The organism is Flagellimonas amphidinii, from assembly GCF_013090115.1.
Taxonomy (GTDB): Bacteria; Bacteroidota; Bacteroidia; order Flavobacteriales; family Flavobacteriaceae; genus Flagellimonas; species Flagellimonas amphidinii.
The window spans coordinates 401,596-417,223 of sequence record NZ_JABFNN010000039.1 but is presented as its reverse complement, the minus strand read 5'-3'; the positions used below and the strand labels follow the sequence as shown (position 1 = coordinate 417,223).

13 protein-coding genes and 1 pseudogene are annotated in these 15,628 nt (G+C 39.8%); 12 read left to right on the top strand and 2 right to left on the bottom strand.

Annotated elements, in window-relative coordinates:
- Nucleotides 1–99: 99 nt before the first annotated feature.
- Nucleotides 100–1,827 carry a recombinase family protein gene (locus HJC33_RS13790; protein ID WP_171659402.1) on the bottom strand — a complete coding sequence of 576 codons (1,728 nt, stop codon included), beginning with the start codon at nucleotides 1,825–1,827 and terminating at the stop codon, nucleotides 100–102.
- Between the two features lie 67 nt (nucleotides 1,828–1,894).
- Here HJC33_RS13790 and HJC33_RS13785 point away from each other — a divergent pair.
- Nucleotides 1,895–2,005 (top strand): annotated as a pseudogene (locus tag HJC33_RS13785) (magnesium chelatase subunit ChlI family protein); the annotation flags it as partial.
- A gap of 6 nt (nucleotides 2,006–2,011) precedes the next feature.
- Here the strand turns inward: HJC33_RS13785 and HJC33_RS13780 are convergent.
- Nucleotides 2,012–2,455 carry a hypothetical protein gene (locus tag HJC33_RS13780; RefSeq protein WP_171659401.1) on the bottom strand — a complete coding sequence of 148 codons (444 nt, stop codon included), beginning with the start codon at nucleotides 2,453–2,455 and terminating at the stop codon, nucleotides 2,012–2,014.
- Nucleotides 2,456–2,635: 180 nt separating this feature from the next.
- On the opposite strand from HJC33_RS13780, the gene HJC33_RS13775 reads away from it, so the two are divergent.
- The 11 genes from HJC33_RS13775 (at nucleotide 2,636) to HJC33_RS13725 (ending at nucleotide 15,611) form a co-directional block, all read left to right on the top strand.
- Nucleotides 2,636–3,832 (top strand): Nramp family divalent metal transporter, encoded by a 1,197-nt coding sequence (locus HJC33_RS13775; RefSeq protein ID WP_171659400.1) that lies wholly within the window; start codon nucleotides 2,636–2,638, stop codon nucleotides 3,830–3,832.
- On the top strand, nucleotides 3,833–4,576 hold the full coding sequence (gene pxpA, locus HJC33_RS13770) for a 5-oxoprolinase subunit PxpA (protein WP_171659399.1): 744 nt from the start codon (nucleotides 3,833–3,835) through the stop codon (nucleotides 4,574–4,576).
- Entirely contained in the window at nucleotides 4,573–5,307 is a 735-nt protein-coding gene (gene pxpB / locus HJC33_RS13765; protein WP_171659398.1) for a 5-oxoprolinase subunit PxpB, read from the top strand. Before pxpA ends, pxpB begins: the two co-directional genes overlap by 4 nt.
- On the top strand, nucleotides 5,300–6,142 hold the full coding sequence (locus HJC33_RS13760; RefSeq protein WP_171659397.1) for a 5-oxoprolinase subunit C family protein: 843 nt from the start codon (nucleotides 5,300–5,302) through the stop codon (nucleotides 6,140–6,142). The genes pxpB and HJC33_RS13760 overlap by 8 nt, the downstream gene beginning before the upstream one ends.
- A 363-nt stretch (nucleotides 6,143–6,505) precedes the next feature.
- Nucleotides 6,506–8,182 carry a dihydroxy-acid dehydratase gene (ilvD, locus tag HJC33_RS13755; RefSeq protein ID WP_171659396.1) on the top strand — a complete coding sequence of 559 codons (1,677 nt, stop codon included), beginning with the start codon at nucleotides 6,506–6,508 and terminating at the stop codon, nucleotides 8,180–8,182.
- A 50-nt stretch (nucleotides 8,183–8,232) separates the two neighbouring features.
- Entirely contained in the window at nucleotides 8,233–9,966 is a 1,734-nt protein-coding gene (ilvB, locus tag HJC33_RS13750; protein ID WP_171659395.1) for a biosynthetic-type acetolactate synthase large subunit, read from the top strand.
- Nucleotides 9,966–10,547: an O-methyltransferase gene (locus HJC33_RS13745; protein WP_171659394.1), complete on the top strand. Its 582-nt coding sequence runs from the start codon at nucleotides 9,966–9,968 to the stop codon at nucleotides 10,545–10,547. Before ilvB ends, HJC33_RS13745 begins: the two co-directional genes overlap by 1 nt.
- A 2-nt stretch (nucleotides 10,548–10,549) precedes the next feature.
- Entirely contained in the window at nucleotides 10,550–11,077 is a 528-nt protein-coding gene (gene ilvN, locus HJC33_RS13740; RefSeq protein WP_171659393.1) for an acetolactate synthase small subunit, read from the top strand.
- Between the two features lie 26 nt (nucleotides 11,078–11,103).
- A complete protein-coding gene (ilvC, locus tag HJC33_RS13735; protein WP_171659392.1) occupies nucleotides 11,104–12,579 on the top strand; it encodes a ketol-acid reductoisomerase in 1,476 nt (491 codons plus the stop codon).
- Between the two features lie 14 nt (nucleotides 12,580–12,593).
- Nucleotides 12,594–13,862 (top strand): threonine ammonia-lyase IlvA, encoded by a 1,269-nt coding sequence (gene ilvA, locus HJC33_RS13730; RefSeq protein ID WP_216366705.1) that lies wholly within the window; start codon nucleotides 12,594–12,596, stop codon nucleotides 13,860–13,862.
- A 156-nt stretch (nucleotides 13,863–14,018) separates the two neighbouring features.
- Entirely contained in the window at nucleotides 14,019–15,611 is a 1,593-nt protein-coding gene (locus HJC33_RS13725) for an NADP-dependent glyceraldehyde-3-phosphate dehydrogenase (RefSeq protein WP_246245556.1), read from the top strand.
- Nucleotides 15,612–15,628 lie beyond the last annotated feature (17 nt).

Genomic DNA, 15,628 nt, shown 5'->3' with positions numbered 1-15,628 from the left:
GATTTGGACGAAGTGGTCAAGCGAAAAACAGAGCGTATCGTTCTGCTGCGAATATTTTAAAGTGGGGGAGTCGATCGTTTGGTTTAGATGGATTGGATTTTAATCGTTCAGCAGGTAGTCAAGGCCGGATTCATTTATTACTTCCATAAGCTCTTTATAATTTGTCTTATGCTTACGAATTATTTTGTCCAATGCCTTCGGGTTGTGTTTAACTTCCCGTGCATCATCCCACTTCCTCATATTTTCTTTTACTTCCTTAATTTCTTTGGGGGTCAGGTGTAGGTTTTCTACCAATAATGTCATTAGGGTATTCATATCGTTTTCCAAGTCGTATGTGATTTCCATTCCAAGAGTTCCATTATTGAATCTTTGCAATTGCGCACCCCTATAAATTGGAATTAAAGTTGGAAACCATGATTTGAAATGCACCTTTGCAAAACTTTCATCCACTTCGATATGCTTGACTATCCTTTCCACCTGTGACTTGAACACCTCTAAATCCTTGGAATAATGGACTATTTTGTTATTAAGGATTGAATTTGTTGCAGTTACATTGGCCTTTAACTTCTTGATTTCAGTTTGTAGTTTTTCAATTTCAGTATTGAAGCGTTGTTCGTGCTCATCATATCTTTCTTCTGTGATCTTATCTTCAAGGAAACGGTCATAGTTCTTTTCACTTTTCATTTTAGCAGAGCGTATTTGGCGCTCACACTGGGTAATGTTCGCTAAATCTACCTCTATGGTTTTTTTGAGCTTGGCTTTTACATCGGCCTCCTTGAACTGTTGCGCATTTCCTTCCAGCACCTTGCGTACCTCATCTATTAAAAAATCCCTGTTCACGGACTTTACCCCGCACTTTTTGCTACAACGATATAAATTAAGTCCACCGCCTCGATGCTTACTATTTTTTCTATGCTTCTTCGGAATCACTACCTGATGCATAACTGCTCCGCATTGACATTTTATCATGGATGCAAATGGATTGGTATGCACGGTTGGAGGACTTACAAAACGTTTACGGTCATTAATGTACTGTTGAACCTCGTCGAACTTGTCGGGGTTTACTATTGGTGGAACTTTGGTGAAAGCATATTCAATTACCGTTTCTTCGTTTACCTTTTTTTCAGCTACTTTATAACGCCTATCGCCCTTGTAGAAAGTATTTCGCAGTATGGAGTTTATGCTGCCTATTTTCCATTCCTTGGTTTCATAATTGGCATTGAGGTACTTAGCGATTTTTCTTGTGCCATGACCTTCCAATACCATATCGAACATTGTACGAACCAATATGGCTTCATCCTCGTTTATAACTGGCTTACCGTCCTCGCCCTTATCGTAGCCATAAATTTTCTGATTGAATCCTAAACCTTTCGCTGCTGCATTGCGCTTGCCAGACCTTACCCGATTTGAAATATGGCCTGCCTCCATATCTGCGATACTCGAAAGCAGCGTAAACGTCATTTTTGCATTTTGGTTTACGGTTCCATCGTCATTCAGCGTTTTGATATCACCATTTTTTATGAAAATACAAATGCCTTTGTCGTTACAGTCATAAACAATGTTAATGGCATCCTTTGTACGTCTGCTCAAACGACTTACTTCTGTGACCAGTATGTTCTTGATATTGTTGGCATCGATATACTCCAACATTTTGTTGAACTCCACACGATCATCAATACTTTTCCGGTAGCCAGATATTTTGTCTGCAAATACTTCGACCACCTCTAGGTTCTTCGTGGTAGCCCATGGCTTTAAGTCTTCAACCTGCCTATCGTAGGACTGGGAATCGTCTGTGCTTGAAACTCTTGCGTATATTACGGCCTGCATACTACTCTAACTGATTGAAGGCAGCAATATTGTGGGGTATATGTGCTTACTGCCAAATTTTGCAGCTAAGGTGGCCAGAACCATTGCAGATTTGGAAGACAACGAGTGTATGTTGCCTCAACATATAGCAGAGGCCATACAATATCGCAGTTTGGATCGAGAAGGGTGGTTGGGCTAAAGGGTGTTAAATGGCCTTGATATTCGCCTTTAGACCCTCAATTATACCCAGAATATTCTGAACGGTATCTTCCAGATAATATTTAATGGCCAAATGTGGAATTCTTACTGTAGTGAAACCATTTTTAAAGGAATGCATAGCTTCTTCTAAATCATTGATGGCCTGCTCATGGGTAATCATGTTGTAGTCCCTGTCAATTTCTATGTTTAGTTTGACTCTGGAGATTGCTATGTCAACAGATTTTTTGCCATCCCACCATTCCAGCATAGGGTGAGCCCCTGCTTCTTTTAGCGCATAGAACAGATAAATGGCTTCAAGAGGAGTATTGTTATCTAGGATTACTTTTTTGATAAGTCGGGTATGACGATCGCAAAGGGGAATCCCTAGGGAATCCATAGATGCCTTATATTGATTATCGTCTATATTCTTACCACAGTCCTTACATGTCATAAGTCTTGTTAAGTTTAGGTCAATAGTATGATTTGGGATTATTATAACTTGTGGTTTTTTATAATCGTATAAAATATCGATGTATAACACCCCATTTTTAGATGAAATGCATTTTTTTGGATGAAATGCATCTTTTGGATTAAAACTCGTTAATTTGAATTCACTAAGTATCTAAGGAATATGTTTAAAAATATTGGTCCAGGAATATTGGTTGCAGCAGCTTTTGTTGGGCCAGGAACCCTAACTGTTTGCACCTTGGCAGGGGTGCAGTTTGGTTATTCCTTGCTTTGGGCAGTTTTAATCTCGGTTTTGGCGACCATGATATTGCAAGAGATGGCGAGTAGAATAGGTGTGATTACACAAAATGGTCTTGCCGATGTGGTTAAAAAGGAATTGAAAACACCATGGGTAAAAGGGTTGGTGTTAATTGTGGTACTTAGTGCAATTCTAGTTGGAAATGCAGCTTACGAAGCAGGTAATATTGGTGGGGCCACTTTGGGTCTGGAACAACTATTTCAATCTACAACCCTTAGACCTTTCTACCCTGCTTTTATAGGTATTATGGCCTTTTTGTTACTTTGGTTTGGAACCTACAAGACTTTAGAAAAGGTTTTTATGGCTTTGGTCGGTATAATGGGAGTTTGTTTTGTGGTATGTGCAATTCTAACTAAACCCTCTATTCTTGAGATTTTAAAAGGTACGTTTGTCCCCAGATTATCATCAGGAAGCTTGTTGACGGTAATAGCGTTGGTTGGAACAACAGTGGTTCCCTACAATCTGTTCTTGCATGCATCCTTGGTCAAGGAAAAATGGAATTCCGCATCAGAATTAAAATCCGCAAGGAAAGATACTGTTATTTCGATTGGTGTTGGAGGTTTGGTTTCTATGGCTATATTGATTACTGCAGCCTCTGCACAAATTCATGAAGTCTCTTCTGCAGCCGACATGGCCAAAGGATTGGAACCATTGTTTGGTAAAGGAGCAACTTATTTTATGGCAATAGGCTTACTGGCCGCTGGTGTTACTTCAGCAATAACCGCTCCATTGGCTGCAGCTTTTGTGGCCAGTAGTTGTTTTGGTTGGAAAGGAGGCATGAAAGACATGCGGTTCAAACTGGTCTGGGCATTGGTATTGTTCTTTGGAGTATTTTTTCTATCCTTTAATATAAAACCCATTGAAGTTATACAATTTGCCCAAGTTGCCAATGGAATTTTGCTTCCAGTTATTACGTTGATTTTACTTTGGATGGTGAACAAAAGTTCAGTGATGGGGCACTTTAAAAACACCAATGTTCAAAACATCTTGGGTTTTGCCATATTGATTTTCACCCTGTTTTTGGGTGCTAAAAGTATTGTAAAAGTAATAGGGCTATTATAAATGGAAACGTGGTCGATAGACATTAACTGTGATGTAGGTGAGGGAATCGGAAATGAGGCTGAACTTTTCTCTCATATCAGTTCTTGCAACATTGCTTGTGGAGGGCATGCAGGTGATGCAAAAAGCATGAAGGATATAGTTCAACTGGCAAAACAAAACAAAATAAAGATTGGTGCACATCCATCATATCCAGACCGTTTAAATTTTGGTCGGGTGACTCTAGATATATCCGCGCTAAAATTGATTGAAAGCATACGGGAACAACTAAAAAACTTTAATGAAGCTTTAAAAATGGGTGAAGCTGAACTACACCACATAAAAGCACATGGAGCTTTGTACAACGATACCGCAAAAAATATTAATCTGGCCAAGATTTATTTAAATGCCGTTGAAGCATATAAAGACAAAGCTATCCTATATGTGCCTTCTGGTTCTGTTATTGCCAAAGAAGCAAAAAAAGAAGGATTTCAGATTTGGTATGAAGCTTTTGCCGATAGAAATTACAACGATGATTTGAGTTTGGTTTCCAGAAAAAAGGAAAATGCCCTCATTGTTGATCCTAAGAAAGTATTGAAGCATATTCTTTTAATAATAAAAGAATCGAAAGTAATGACTGAAAAAGGGCATTTGGTTGAAATTTTCGCAAAAACGCTTTGTATACATGGGGATACTTCATCTGCTTTAGAAATATTAACGTATCTTTCACACAAGTTACCCAAACATCAGGTACAGCTACAAAAGTGAAGAGTTACCCCATTAACATTAAACCTTTCGGGCAACATGCTATCCTCGTGGAATGGCCAGATATGGTAGAGGAGTCCATATTAAGTGATATTCTAGATTTTTCAGAAAAATTCAAACAATTGCAACAGACAGATTGGGAAATGGTCATTGCTTATAACTCATTGACTATCATTAATGAAGCAGAGTATTTGGATTTTGCCCGTACTAAGGAACTTGTTTTGGATTGTTATAAAAACCGCGCCGCTTCAGAAATGAGCAAAGAGCAAGTTTTATGGAAAATCCCCGTGTGCTATGATTTAGAATTTGGGATGGACATTGAGAATGTGGCCAAGACGCTTGGCCTTACCTTAGAGGAACTCATCCAACAACACACTAAGCACCAATACACTGTTTATGGTATTGGGTTTTTACCCGGATTTATGTACTTAGGGGGCTTACCTCAATCTTTGGAAATTCCAAGGCGCTCAGAGCCAAGAATGATGGTGCCTAAAGGTTCGGTGGGTTTGGCATCAAAACAGACGGGCATTTATCCGCAAGATTCTCCAGGAGGATGGAATATTATTGGTAACAGCCCAGCTCCATTATTCAATCCAAACTTAAAAGAACCCTGCTTTGTGAAGGTGGGAGATAAGGTTCAGTTTTATGAAATATCCAAGGCCGAGTTTGATTTGCACAAAATTGAAGGAGAAGTTGGAATTTACAAACCGGAAAAAGTGCTATTGAATGCTTAAGGTCTTAAAAAGTGGATTTTTTACCACGATTCAAGATATGGGGAGATTTGGATACCGTGACAAAGGAGTCCCTATTTCTGGTGTGATGGACCAAGTTTCCGTAAAAAAGGCCAACCTTTTATTGGAGAATAATGTGAACGATGCCGTTATGGAAATTACCATGACCGGTCCCAAACTTAAATTTGAAGAGAAAACTTATATCTGCTTGTCTGGCGCCCATTTATCACCAATGTTGAATAATGAAGCTATAGATAATTATAGAGTAGTGGAGGTTTCTAAAGGAGATGTGCTGTCTTTTGGTAAATTGAATAGTGGTTTCCGCAGCTATTTGGCTATTAAAGGAGGCTTCAAAACACAAAAGGTTTTAAATAGTCGTTCGCAATACGTTCCAGTTACCGCTGAGAAATGCCTGAAGGATGGAGATGAGATTGCATATGATATTATCAAATCTTACGAGCCAGCAATATCAGAGTTAAAGTTTGAAGAACATTTTCTTACCGATACTTTAGAGGTTTTCAAAGGACCTGAATTCTCAATGTTGACAGATGGCCAATTGACTTCACTTTTTTCCAAACCCTTTACAATATCTAAAAAGAACAATAGGATGGCTTATCAGCTTTCCGAACTTATTTCTGATCATTCCTTATCAATGTTGACTTCTGGGACATTCCCGGGCACTGTTCAACTTACACCTGCGGGAAGATTGATTATACTTATGAAAGATGGACAAACCACAGGAGGTTATCCAAGAATAATGCAATTGTCTAAACAAGCTATCAGTGTTTTGGCTCAAAAAAAATCAGGGGACAGCATTGTTTTTAAGTTTATAGACTGATTGTTATTTTTTTATTCAATTCGGGGCGTGTGTTTGCCAAATATTTTTTAATATTGGTGCATGATTCAACAAAATGTCATGAACAAAGTGGTCATTATTATTCCCAAAAGGGAATGATACAGACTTGTGTTGATGAAAAAGGGCCTGTATCAAATGATGCAGGCCCTTTTTCATACATTGTGTTTGATAAATGAATATAGGATTTTATTTGACGCAAGTAATTGATTAACAAAAAGATACATATATATTAACTCAAATGAATTTAGAACCTCCAAAACGGTTAAAAATACAGGGTTTTTGAAACATCTATATTTGAATAACGGAGTAAATTCAGCTTAAATCCGAATAGAATAAAATATGACCATGGAATTGAACAAGTTCAGTAAAAATGTAACCCAAGACCCAACACAACCAGCAGCGCAAGCGATGTTGTATGCTATTGGTCTAACCGAGGAAGACCTTAAAAAACCACTAGTAGGGATTGGAAGTACTGGATATGAGGGAAACCCTTGTAATATGCATTTGAACCAACTCTCCACCTATGTAAAAGAGGGGACTCAAGACGTTGATCTGGTAGGTTTAATCTTCAATACCATTGGTGTGAGTGATGGAATTTCCATGGGAACTTATGGTATGCGCTATTCACTTCCGTCTAGGGACATTATAGCAGATTCCATGGAAACTGTGGTACAGGCCATGAACTATGACGGACTTATAACTGTTGTGGGGTGTGACAAGAACATGCCCGGTGCGCTTATAGCCATGATTCGTTTAAATCGCCCTTCAATATTGGTTTATGGTGGTACAATTGCTTCCGGATGCCTAAAGAATAAGAAACTGGATGTCGTTTCCGCTTTTGAAGCGTGGGGAGAAAAAGTGGCCGGTACCATGAATGAAGAGGATTATAAAAGTGTGATTCAAAATGCGTGTCCAGGAGCAGGTGCTTGTGGCGGAATGTATACGGCAAATACCATGGCTTCAGCTATTGAAGCTTTGGGAATGGCCTTACCTTATAACTCATCAAACCCTGCAACAGGGGGAGAAAAAAAAGGTGATTGTATTGAAGCTGGGAAAGCTTTAAAATATTTATTGGAAAACGATATCAAACCAAGTGACATCATAACCAAAAAATCTTTGGAAAATGCAATTCGTTTGGTTGTCGTGCTCGGAGGATCCACCAATGCCGTATTACATTTTTTAGCTATTGCTAAGGCGGCTGAAATTGATTTTGGATTGGAAGATTTTCAACGAATCAGTGATACTACACCCTTTTTGGCAGATTTAAAACCGAGCGGAAAGTATCTAATGGAGGACTTGCATAAAGTAGGAGGTATTCCTGCTGTGTTGAAGTTTATGCTCAATAAAGGAATGCTCCATGGAGATTGTCTTACTGTTACAGGAAAGACCATTGCAGAGAATTTGGCAGATGTTCCAGATTTGACCGAAGGTCAGGAAGTGGTTAAAGATTTGGACCAACCTATCAAAAAAACAGGTCACCTAAGAATTCTTCACGGAAACTTGGCCAAAGATGGTGCAGTGGCCAAAATTACAGGAAAGGAAGGTTTGCATTTTTCAGGACCTGCCAAAGTCTTTGAAGGTGAGTTTGAAGCCAATGATGGTATTAAGAATGGATTGGTAAAGAAAGGGGATGTTGTGGTTATTCGATATGAAGGGCCACAAGGTGGACCAGGTATGCCGGAGATGTTAAAACCAACTGCCGCAATTATGGGAGCTGGTTTGGGAAAAGATGTTGCATTGATTACGGATGGAAGATTTTCAGGAGGCACACACGGATTTGTTGTAGGGCATATTGCTCCTGAAGCTCAAGAAGGAGGTATTATAGCATTAGTTGAAGATGGAGATGTTATTACTATTGATGCTGAGAAAAATAGTATTACAGTAGCTGTCTCTGATGATGAATTGACAGAAAGAAAGTCCAAATGGGTGCAACCACCATTAAAGGTTAAAAAAGGAAGCTTGTATAAATACGCCAAAACGGTATCCTCGGCTTCCCAAGGATGTGTTACAGATTTGATTTAACAATAAAATTCCAAAACTGGGAGGGGAACGAACCCCAAAAATAGAGGCTTATGGAAACATTGAAAGCAGAGCAAGAAAAAAAGAAAAAAGAGACCACAATTAGGATTACAGGGGCAGAAGCTATTATCCATTGTTTGTTGGAAGAAGGAGTGGACCTTCTTTACGGTTACCCCGGAGGAGCTATTATGCCCGTTTATGATGAACTTTATAAATTTCAGGATAAACTGACCCATGTGTTGACCCGACATGAGCAGGGTGCTACGCATGCAGCACAGGGGTATGCTAGAGTAAGCGGAAAAGTCGGTGTTGCCATGGCTACTTCCGGTCCAGGTGCTACAAACTTGGTCACAGGACTGGCAGATGCACAGATAGATTCTACTCCCATGGTTTGCATAACGGGGCAAGTGCCTAGAAACTTACTGGGTTCAGATGCTTTTCAAGAAACAGATATAGTAGGTATCTCCACACCGGTCACCAAATGGAATTATCAAATTACAAAAGCCAGTGAGATTCCAGAAATTATGGCCAAAGCCTTTTATATTGCCCGTTCTGGAAGACCTGGTCCCGTTTTGGTGGACATCACAAAAAATGCGCAGTTCGATGAATTGGATTTTGCTTATGAAAAATGTAAGGGAGTTAGAAGCTATAAGCCAACGCCAGAACCAGACTTAAAAGCTATTGAAGCTGCGGCTGAATTGATCAACAATGCGAAGAAACCATACATAGTTTTCGGACAAGGAGTTATTCTTGGCGAGGCTGAGGCTGAGCTTAAAGCTTTGGTTGAAAAAGCAGGAATTCCAGCTGCATGGACCATCTTAGGGCTTTCCGCCATGGATACTGATCATCCTTTGAATGTAGGTATGGTAGGAATGCATGGAAACTACGGCCCCAATATCTTGACCAATGAATGCGATGTGCTCATAGCTATCGGAATGCGTTTTGATGACCGTGTTACCGGTAGTCTAGATACATATGCCAAGCAGGCAAAAATCATCCATTTTGAGATTGACCCAGCAGAAATCAACAAAAATGTAATGGTTGATGTAGCGGTTCTTGGTAACGCAAAACAGACTTTGGACTTATTATTGCCTCTTATCAATGAGAATGAGCATAAGGAATGGAAGACTGAGTTTGATAAGAAACATCAAATTGAATTTGATACAGTAATTGAAAAAGATATTTACCCTACGAAAGAAGGCCTTACCATGGGTGAGGTTATTGAACAAATTAATGTAGCATCCCAGCATAAGGCTGTGATTGTCACTGATGTAGGGCAACACCAAATGATTGCGTGCAGATATGCCAAATTCAAACAGTCCAAGAGTAATATAACTTCTGGAGGATTGGGAACAATGGGATTTGCATTACCAGCTGCTATAGGAGCTAAAATGGGTGCGGAAGATAGGGAAGTGGTTGCTATAATTGGTGACGGTGGATATCAAATGACCATTCAAGAGCTTGGGGTTATTTTTCAACACAATGTGGCGGTGAAAATTGTGGTGTTGAACAACGATCATTTGGGGATGGTTCGCCAATGGCAAGAACTTTTTTTTGAAAGTCGATACGCTTCTACGGTCATGACCAACCCAGACTTCGTCAAAATAGCGGAAGGCTATCACATTAAATCCAGAAGAGTAGTGGATCGTTCAGAATTGATAGATGCCGTTGAGGAGATGATGGCGAGCAAAGACCCGTACTTTTTGGAAGTTAGAGTGGAAAAAGAAGACAATGTGTTCCCAATGATTCCTTCTGGGGCATCTGTATCTGATATCAGATTGAAATAATGGACCAGGCCAATATTTTGGAGATGCCCACAACATATAAGGCATTACTTGCCAAGTCTGCAGAAATAGGATTTTCCATGCCTTCTGATATTTATATTGGGACCTTGTTGAAAACTTTGACAGCCTCAAAGCCCAACGGACATTTTTTAGAATTGGGAACTGGAATTGGTCTGTCTTTGGCATGGATGATCAAGGGAATGGACGAAGGTTCAACCATCATCAGTGTGGATAACGATTCGGAGCTTATTCAAATTGCCAATACTTTTTTTCAAGGAGATAATCGATTGGAATTGGTTTGTGAAGATGGAGGGAAATGGCTGGAACAGTATAAGGGCAAAACTTTTGACTTAATCTTTGCTGATGCATGGCCAGGAAAATACAGTCATTTGGATTTAACATTGAATTTGCTCAAAACAGGTGGATTCTATGTGATTGACGATATGAAAAAACAACCCAATTGGCCTCAAGGGCATGACGAAAAGGCAAAAGAACTGGTCAGGGTTTTGGAACAAAGAGAAGACATAACAATAACAAAAATGGATTGGTCCACCGGACTTATCGTTGCAGTTAAAATAAAATAATAATGGAAAAACAATGGTATACCATCTCGGTATATTCCGAAAACAACGTTGGACTCTTAAACAGAATATCTGGAATATTCTTAAAAAGACACATTAACATAGAGAGTCTAAATGTCTCAAAATCAGAAATTGAGAATGTTTCCAAGTTTACCATAGTGATTTACACTACGGAAGATTGGGCGCGAAAAATTGTAGGTCAGATTGAAAAGCAGATAGAGGTCATCAAAGCCTTTTATCATACTGATGATGAGACGATTTATGAAGAGTCAGCACTCTTCAAGGTTGCTTCGCATTTGCTGTTTGATGAGCCTCAAATCCAAAATATAATAAGCGAGAGTCGTTCAAAAATAGTAACGGTGAACAAGGAGTTCTTTGTTTTGGCAAAAACAGGTCGTCGTCATGAAATTGATGAAATGCACGACGCCCTAGAACCTTATGGCATCATGCAGTTTGTGCGTTCCGGAAGGATTACGGTCACCAAGGCTGCAATGCCCATCACCAATATTTTAGCAGAATTTCAAAATCAATAAATAGCGTAAAAACCAAAAAACAAAAAATGGCAAATTACTTCAACACACTATCACTTCGCGATAAATTGACCCAATTGGGGAAATGCAGATTTATGGATGCAAGCGAATTTGCTGATGGTGTAACCGCTCTGAAAGGCAAAAAAATTGTAATTGTGGGATGTGGAGCACAAGGTTTAAACCAAGGTTTGAACATGCGCGATTCAGGATTGGACATTTCTTATGCACTGCGTGAAGCTGCAATTCAGCAAGAAAGGCAATCCTACAAGAATGCCAAGGAGAACAATTTTAATGTTGGAACTTATGATGAATTGATTCCAACAGCAGATTTGGTCATCAACCTTACTCCAGATAAACAACACACCAATGTTGTTAGCGCTGTAATGCCCAAAATGAAACAAGGTGCAACACTTTCGTATTCCCATGGATTTAATATCGTGGAAGAAGGTATGCAAGTGCGTGAAGATTTAACCGTGATTATGGTTGCCCCTAAAAGCCCAGGTTCTGAAGTACGTGAAGAGTACAAAAGAGGCTTTGGAGTACCTACATTGATCGCCGTTCACCCAGAAAATGATCCAGAAGGCAAAGGGTTGGAACAGGCCAAGGCTTATGCTGCAGCCACTGGTGGACACAAAGCAGGGGTCTTGGAATCTTCTTTTGTTGCCGAAGTAAAATCTGATTTGATGGGAGAGCAGACTATTCTATGTGGTCTTTTGCAGACAGGTTCCATTCTTTCTTTCAATAAAATGGTTGAAAAAGGGATTGATGTAGGATATGCTTCTAAATTGATTCAATATGGATGGGAAACCATTACGGAAGGATTGAAACAAGGAGGTATCACCAATATGATGGATCGTTTGTCCAATCCAGCTAAAATAAAAGCTTTTGAATTGGCAGAAGAGCTAAAGCAAATCATGCGCCCTTTGTTCCAAAAGCATATGGATGACATTATGAGTGGTCACTTTTCCTCAACCATGATGGAAGATTGGGCCAATGGAGATAAAAATTTATTGGATTGGCGCGCTGCAACTGGAGAAACTGCATTTGAGAAAACTCCAGCTGGAAGCGATGAGATTTCTGAACAGGAATATTATGACAATGGGGTGTTGATGGTCGCTTTTGTAAAATCCGGTGTAGAATTGGCCTATGAGACCATGACCGAGTCGGGTATTATCGGCGAGTCCGCGTATTACGAGTCATTGCATGAAACTCCATTGATTGCCAATACTATTGCTAGAAAGAAATTGTTCGAGATGAACCGAGTGATTTCAGATACTGCTGAGTATGGTTGTTATTTGTTTGATCACGCATGTAAACCGTTGTTGACAGATTTCATGAAGAATGTTGATACAGATGTAATTGGCAAAGAATTTGGCGAAGGACAAGACAATGGTGTGGATAATGTGAAGCTTATTGCGGTGAACAAGGCTATCCGTGAGCATGATGTAGAGGTTGTTGGAGCTAGATTACGTGCTTCCATGACAGCTATGAAGCCAATTGTATAGCCACTAATTGTATTTTGAACAAGGATAATGTGGGAGATTACTTTCCACAAATAGCGGATATTTATAAAGCAGCAAAGACCATTGCCCATGTGGCCAAAGGAACACCTTTGCAGCAAAGTATCCGCTATTCTAAAAAATATGGGGCAAATATCCTTTTCAAAAGAGAGGATTTACATCGAGTACGCAGTTATAAGATACGAGGCGCGTACAATAAAATAGCCTCATTGTCCCAAAAAGAGCTAGAACTTGGAGTGGTTTGTGCGAGTGCAGGAAATCATGCCCAAGGTGTTGCATTTGCATGCAGTCATTTAAAAGTTAAAGGCACCATTTACATGCCTGTGGTAACCCCAAAACAGAAGATTGACCAAACCAAGATGTTTGGAGGGGACTGGGTGCAGGTAGTATTGGAAGGTGATACATTTGATGACTCCAACAAAGCAGCTCAAATTTACTGTGAGCAACAGAACAAGACTTTTGTGCACCCTTTTGATGATGAAAAGATTATAGAGGGGCAAGCAACTGTTGGAATAGAGCTACTACAAGAATCCAGTGAGCAGATTGATTATGTGTTTACCGCTGTAGGGGGAGGTGGATTGGCATCTGGCTTGTGCGGTGTCATTCAAGCCCTTTCTCCTGACACTAAAATAATAGGTGTTGAGCCTGAAGGTGCTCCTTCCATGAAAAAATCCATAGAAAGTGGCGGATTGGTGAAGCTGCAGAAAATAGATAAATTTATTGATGGAGCTGCGGTGCAGCAAGTAGGCTCTCTAACTTATCCCATATGCCGCGACCATTTGGAAAAAATGATCACAGTTCCAGAAGGCAAGGTATGTCAGACCATATTAGAGCTGTACAACCGAGATGCAATTGTGGTGGAGCCGGCAGGTGCATTGACGATTGCAGCATTGGATTATTTTGCTGACGAGATCAAAGGCAAAAATATAGTATGTATCATCAGTGGCAGCAACAATGATATTACTAGAACAGCTGAAATTAAAGAAAGAGCCTTGTTGTATGCCAACCTTAAACACTATTTTATTGTAAGGTTTCCACAAAGGCCTGGTGCTCTCAAAGAATTTGTTGCAGATATTTTGGGCCCAGATGATGATATCACCCATTTTGAGTATTCCAAAAAGTCGAGTAGGGAAAATGCCCCAGCAGTGGTAGGCATCGAGTTAAAATCTTCTGATGATCTGGAGTCATTGATACAGCGAATGAAAGAAAAACAGTTCTATGGAGACTATCTCAATGATAAACCAGATCTTTTTCAATATTTAGTGTGATACTCCTAACAAATTAACCACCAATTTTTATAATAGATTCTTGGAGGGAATAACTGTTGGAAACCTCATAAAATAGAGTGCTTTCCAATCGTTTTGTGTTAATTTTGTAGTAGCTGTATTCAGCTCACGCAACATGAATAAACTAAAGAATAAGTTATGCCAGCAGTAATGACAGAAATTCCGGAAGCTTTTCAAATTACGGAGGAAATCCATCAGAAAGCATATTTGATCAATGGGGAATTAAAAGAATGGAACGGTAATACCTCTACGGTTATATCCACTATTTCTTCTACTCCAGAATATGCCCAAACTACTTTGGGCAGTATTCCAGATATGGGTGAGCCAGAAGCGTTGGATGCGTTGGATGCCGCAATGGCTGCGTATGATAAAGGACAAGGTGTTTGGCCAACAATGAAGGTTAAGGACCGCATTGAATGCATGGAAACCTTTGTGAAGAAGATGGAGGAGAAACGTGAAGAAGTGGTCAAACTTTTGATGTGGGAAATAGGGAAATCCTTACCGGATTCTTATAAAGAATTTGATAGGACAGTTGAGTATATATACGATACGATTGAGGATTACAAACAGTTGGATCGGGATTCTGCCAAGTTTCAAAAACACGATGGGGTATATGCCCATATCAGAAGAGGTCCTTTGGGAGTAGTTCTTTGCTTGGGGCCGTACAACTATCCTTTGAACGAGACTTTTGCATTGTTGATTCCGGCAATCATCATGGGGAACACCACCATTTTTAAACCTGCGAAGCATGGAGTGCTTTTGACCACTCCATTGTTGGAAGCTTTCCAGACCAGTTTCCCCAAAGGAGTGGTTAATATTTTGTTTGGAAGGGGTAGAGCAGTAGCCGCTCCTATCATGAAAACAGGTAAAGTAGATGTTTTGGCATTGATAGGTAACAGTAAGTCTGCCAATGCTTTGCAGGAACAGCACCCCAAAAGCAACAGATTGCGATTGGTATTGGGTCTTGAAGCAAAAAACCCTGCAATTATATTACCTGATGCAGACTTAGACCTTACGATAAACGAATGCATAGCTGGTACGCTTTCTTTTAATGGACAGCGTTGTACAGCTTTAAAAGTGGTCTATGTCCATGAGGATATTAAGGATGAGTTCTTAAAAAGATTCTCTGCAAAGGTAGATTCTTTAAAGTTTGGTAATCCATGGGACAAAGATGTAAAATTGACTCCTTTGCCAGAACCAGGTAAGCCTGCTTATATTCAAGAATTGTTGGATGATGCTATGGCCAAAGGGGCTAAAATAAAGAACAAAAAGGGAGGGAAGCAGTCAGATAATTATATATGGCCAGCCGTTCTTTATCCCGTTTCCAAGGATATGAGGGTATATGAGGAGGAGCAATTTGGTCCAATTATTCCTGTAGTTTCTTTTAAAGATATTGAGGAGCCTTTGGATGACATGGCCGAATCCAATTATGGGCAACAGGTAAGCTTATTTGGGAAGGATGTTTATACACTATCTCCCTTAATTGACACTTTAGCCAATTTAGTATGTCGGGTAAACTTAAATAGTTCCTGTCAGCGTGGACCAGATGTGTATCCTTTTACAGGAAGAAAGGACTCGGCACAATCTACATTGAGCGTGCATGATGCTTTGCGTTCTTTTTCCGTTAGGACTTTTGTGGCCTTCAAGGATAATGAACTCAACAATGAGACCATTGAGCAGTTGTTAGAGGCCAAGGTGAGCAACTTTTTGAGCACGGATTACATTTTGTAGTCTCTGCTCATTTTTTT

What these genes read in the sequence shown, in the direction of transcription:
- HJC33_RS13790 (WP_171659402.1), bottom strand. Translation starts at nt 1,827, where the DNA reads ATGCAGGCCGTAATATACGCAAGAGTTTCAAGCACAGACGATTCCCAG.
- HJC33_RS13780 (WP_171659401.1), bottom strand. Translation starts at nt 2,455, where the DNA reads ATGACATGTAAGGACTGTGGTAAGAATATAGACGATAATCAATATAAG.
- HJC33_RS13775 (WP_171659400.1), top strand. Translation starts at nt 2,636, where the DNA reads ATGTTTAAAAATATTGGTCCAGGAATATTGGTTGCAGCAGCTTTTGTT.
- pxpA (WP_171659399.1), top strand. Translation starts at nt 3,833, where the DNA reads ATGGAAACGTGGTCGATAGACATTAACTGTGATGTAGGTGAGGGAATC.
- HJC33_RS13760 (WP_171659397.1), top strand. Translation starts at nt 5,300, where the DNA reads ATGCTTAAGGTCTTAAAAAGTGGATTTTTTACCACGATTCAAGATATG.
- ilvD (WP_171659396.1), top strand. Translation starts at nt 6,506, where the DNA reads ATGGAATTGAACAAGTTCAGTAAAAATGTAACCCAAGACCCAACACAA.
- ilvB (WP_171659395.1), top strand. Translation starts at nt 8,233, where the DNA reads ATGGAAACATTGAAAGCAGAGCAAGAAAAAAAGAAAAAAGAGACCACA.
- HJC33_RS13745 (WP_171659394.1), top strand. Translation starts at nt 9,966, where the DNA reads ATGGACCAGGCCAATATTTTGGAGATGCCCACAACATATAAGGCATTA.
- ilvN (WP_171659393.1), top strand. Translation starts at nt 10,550, where the DNA reads ATGGAAAAACAATGGTATACCATCTCGGTATATTCCGAAAACAACGTT.
- ilvC (WP_171659392.1), top strand. Translation starts at nt 11,104, where the DNA reads ATGGCAAATTACTTCAACACACTATCACTTCGCGATAAATTGACCCAA.
- HJC33_RS13725 (WP_246245556.1), top strand. Translation starts at nt 14,019, where the DNA reads ATGCCAGCAGTAATGACAGAAATTCCGGAAGCTTTTCAAATTACGGAG.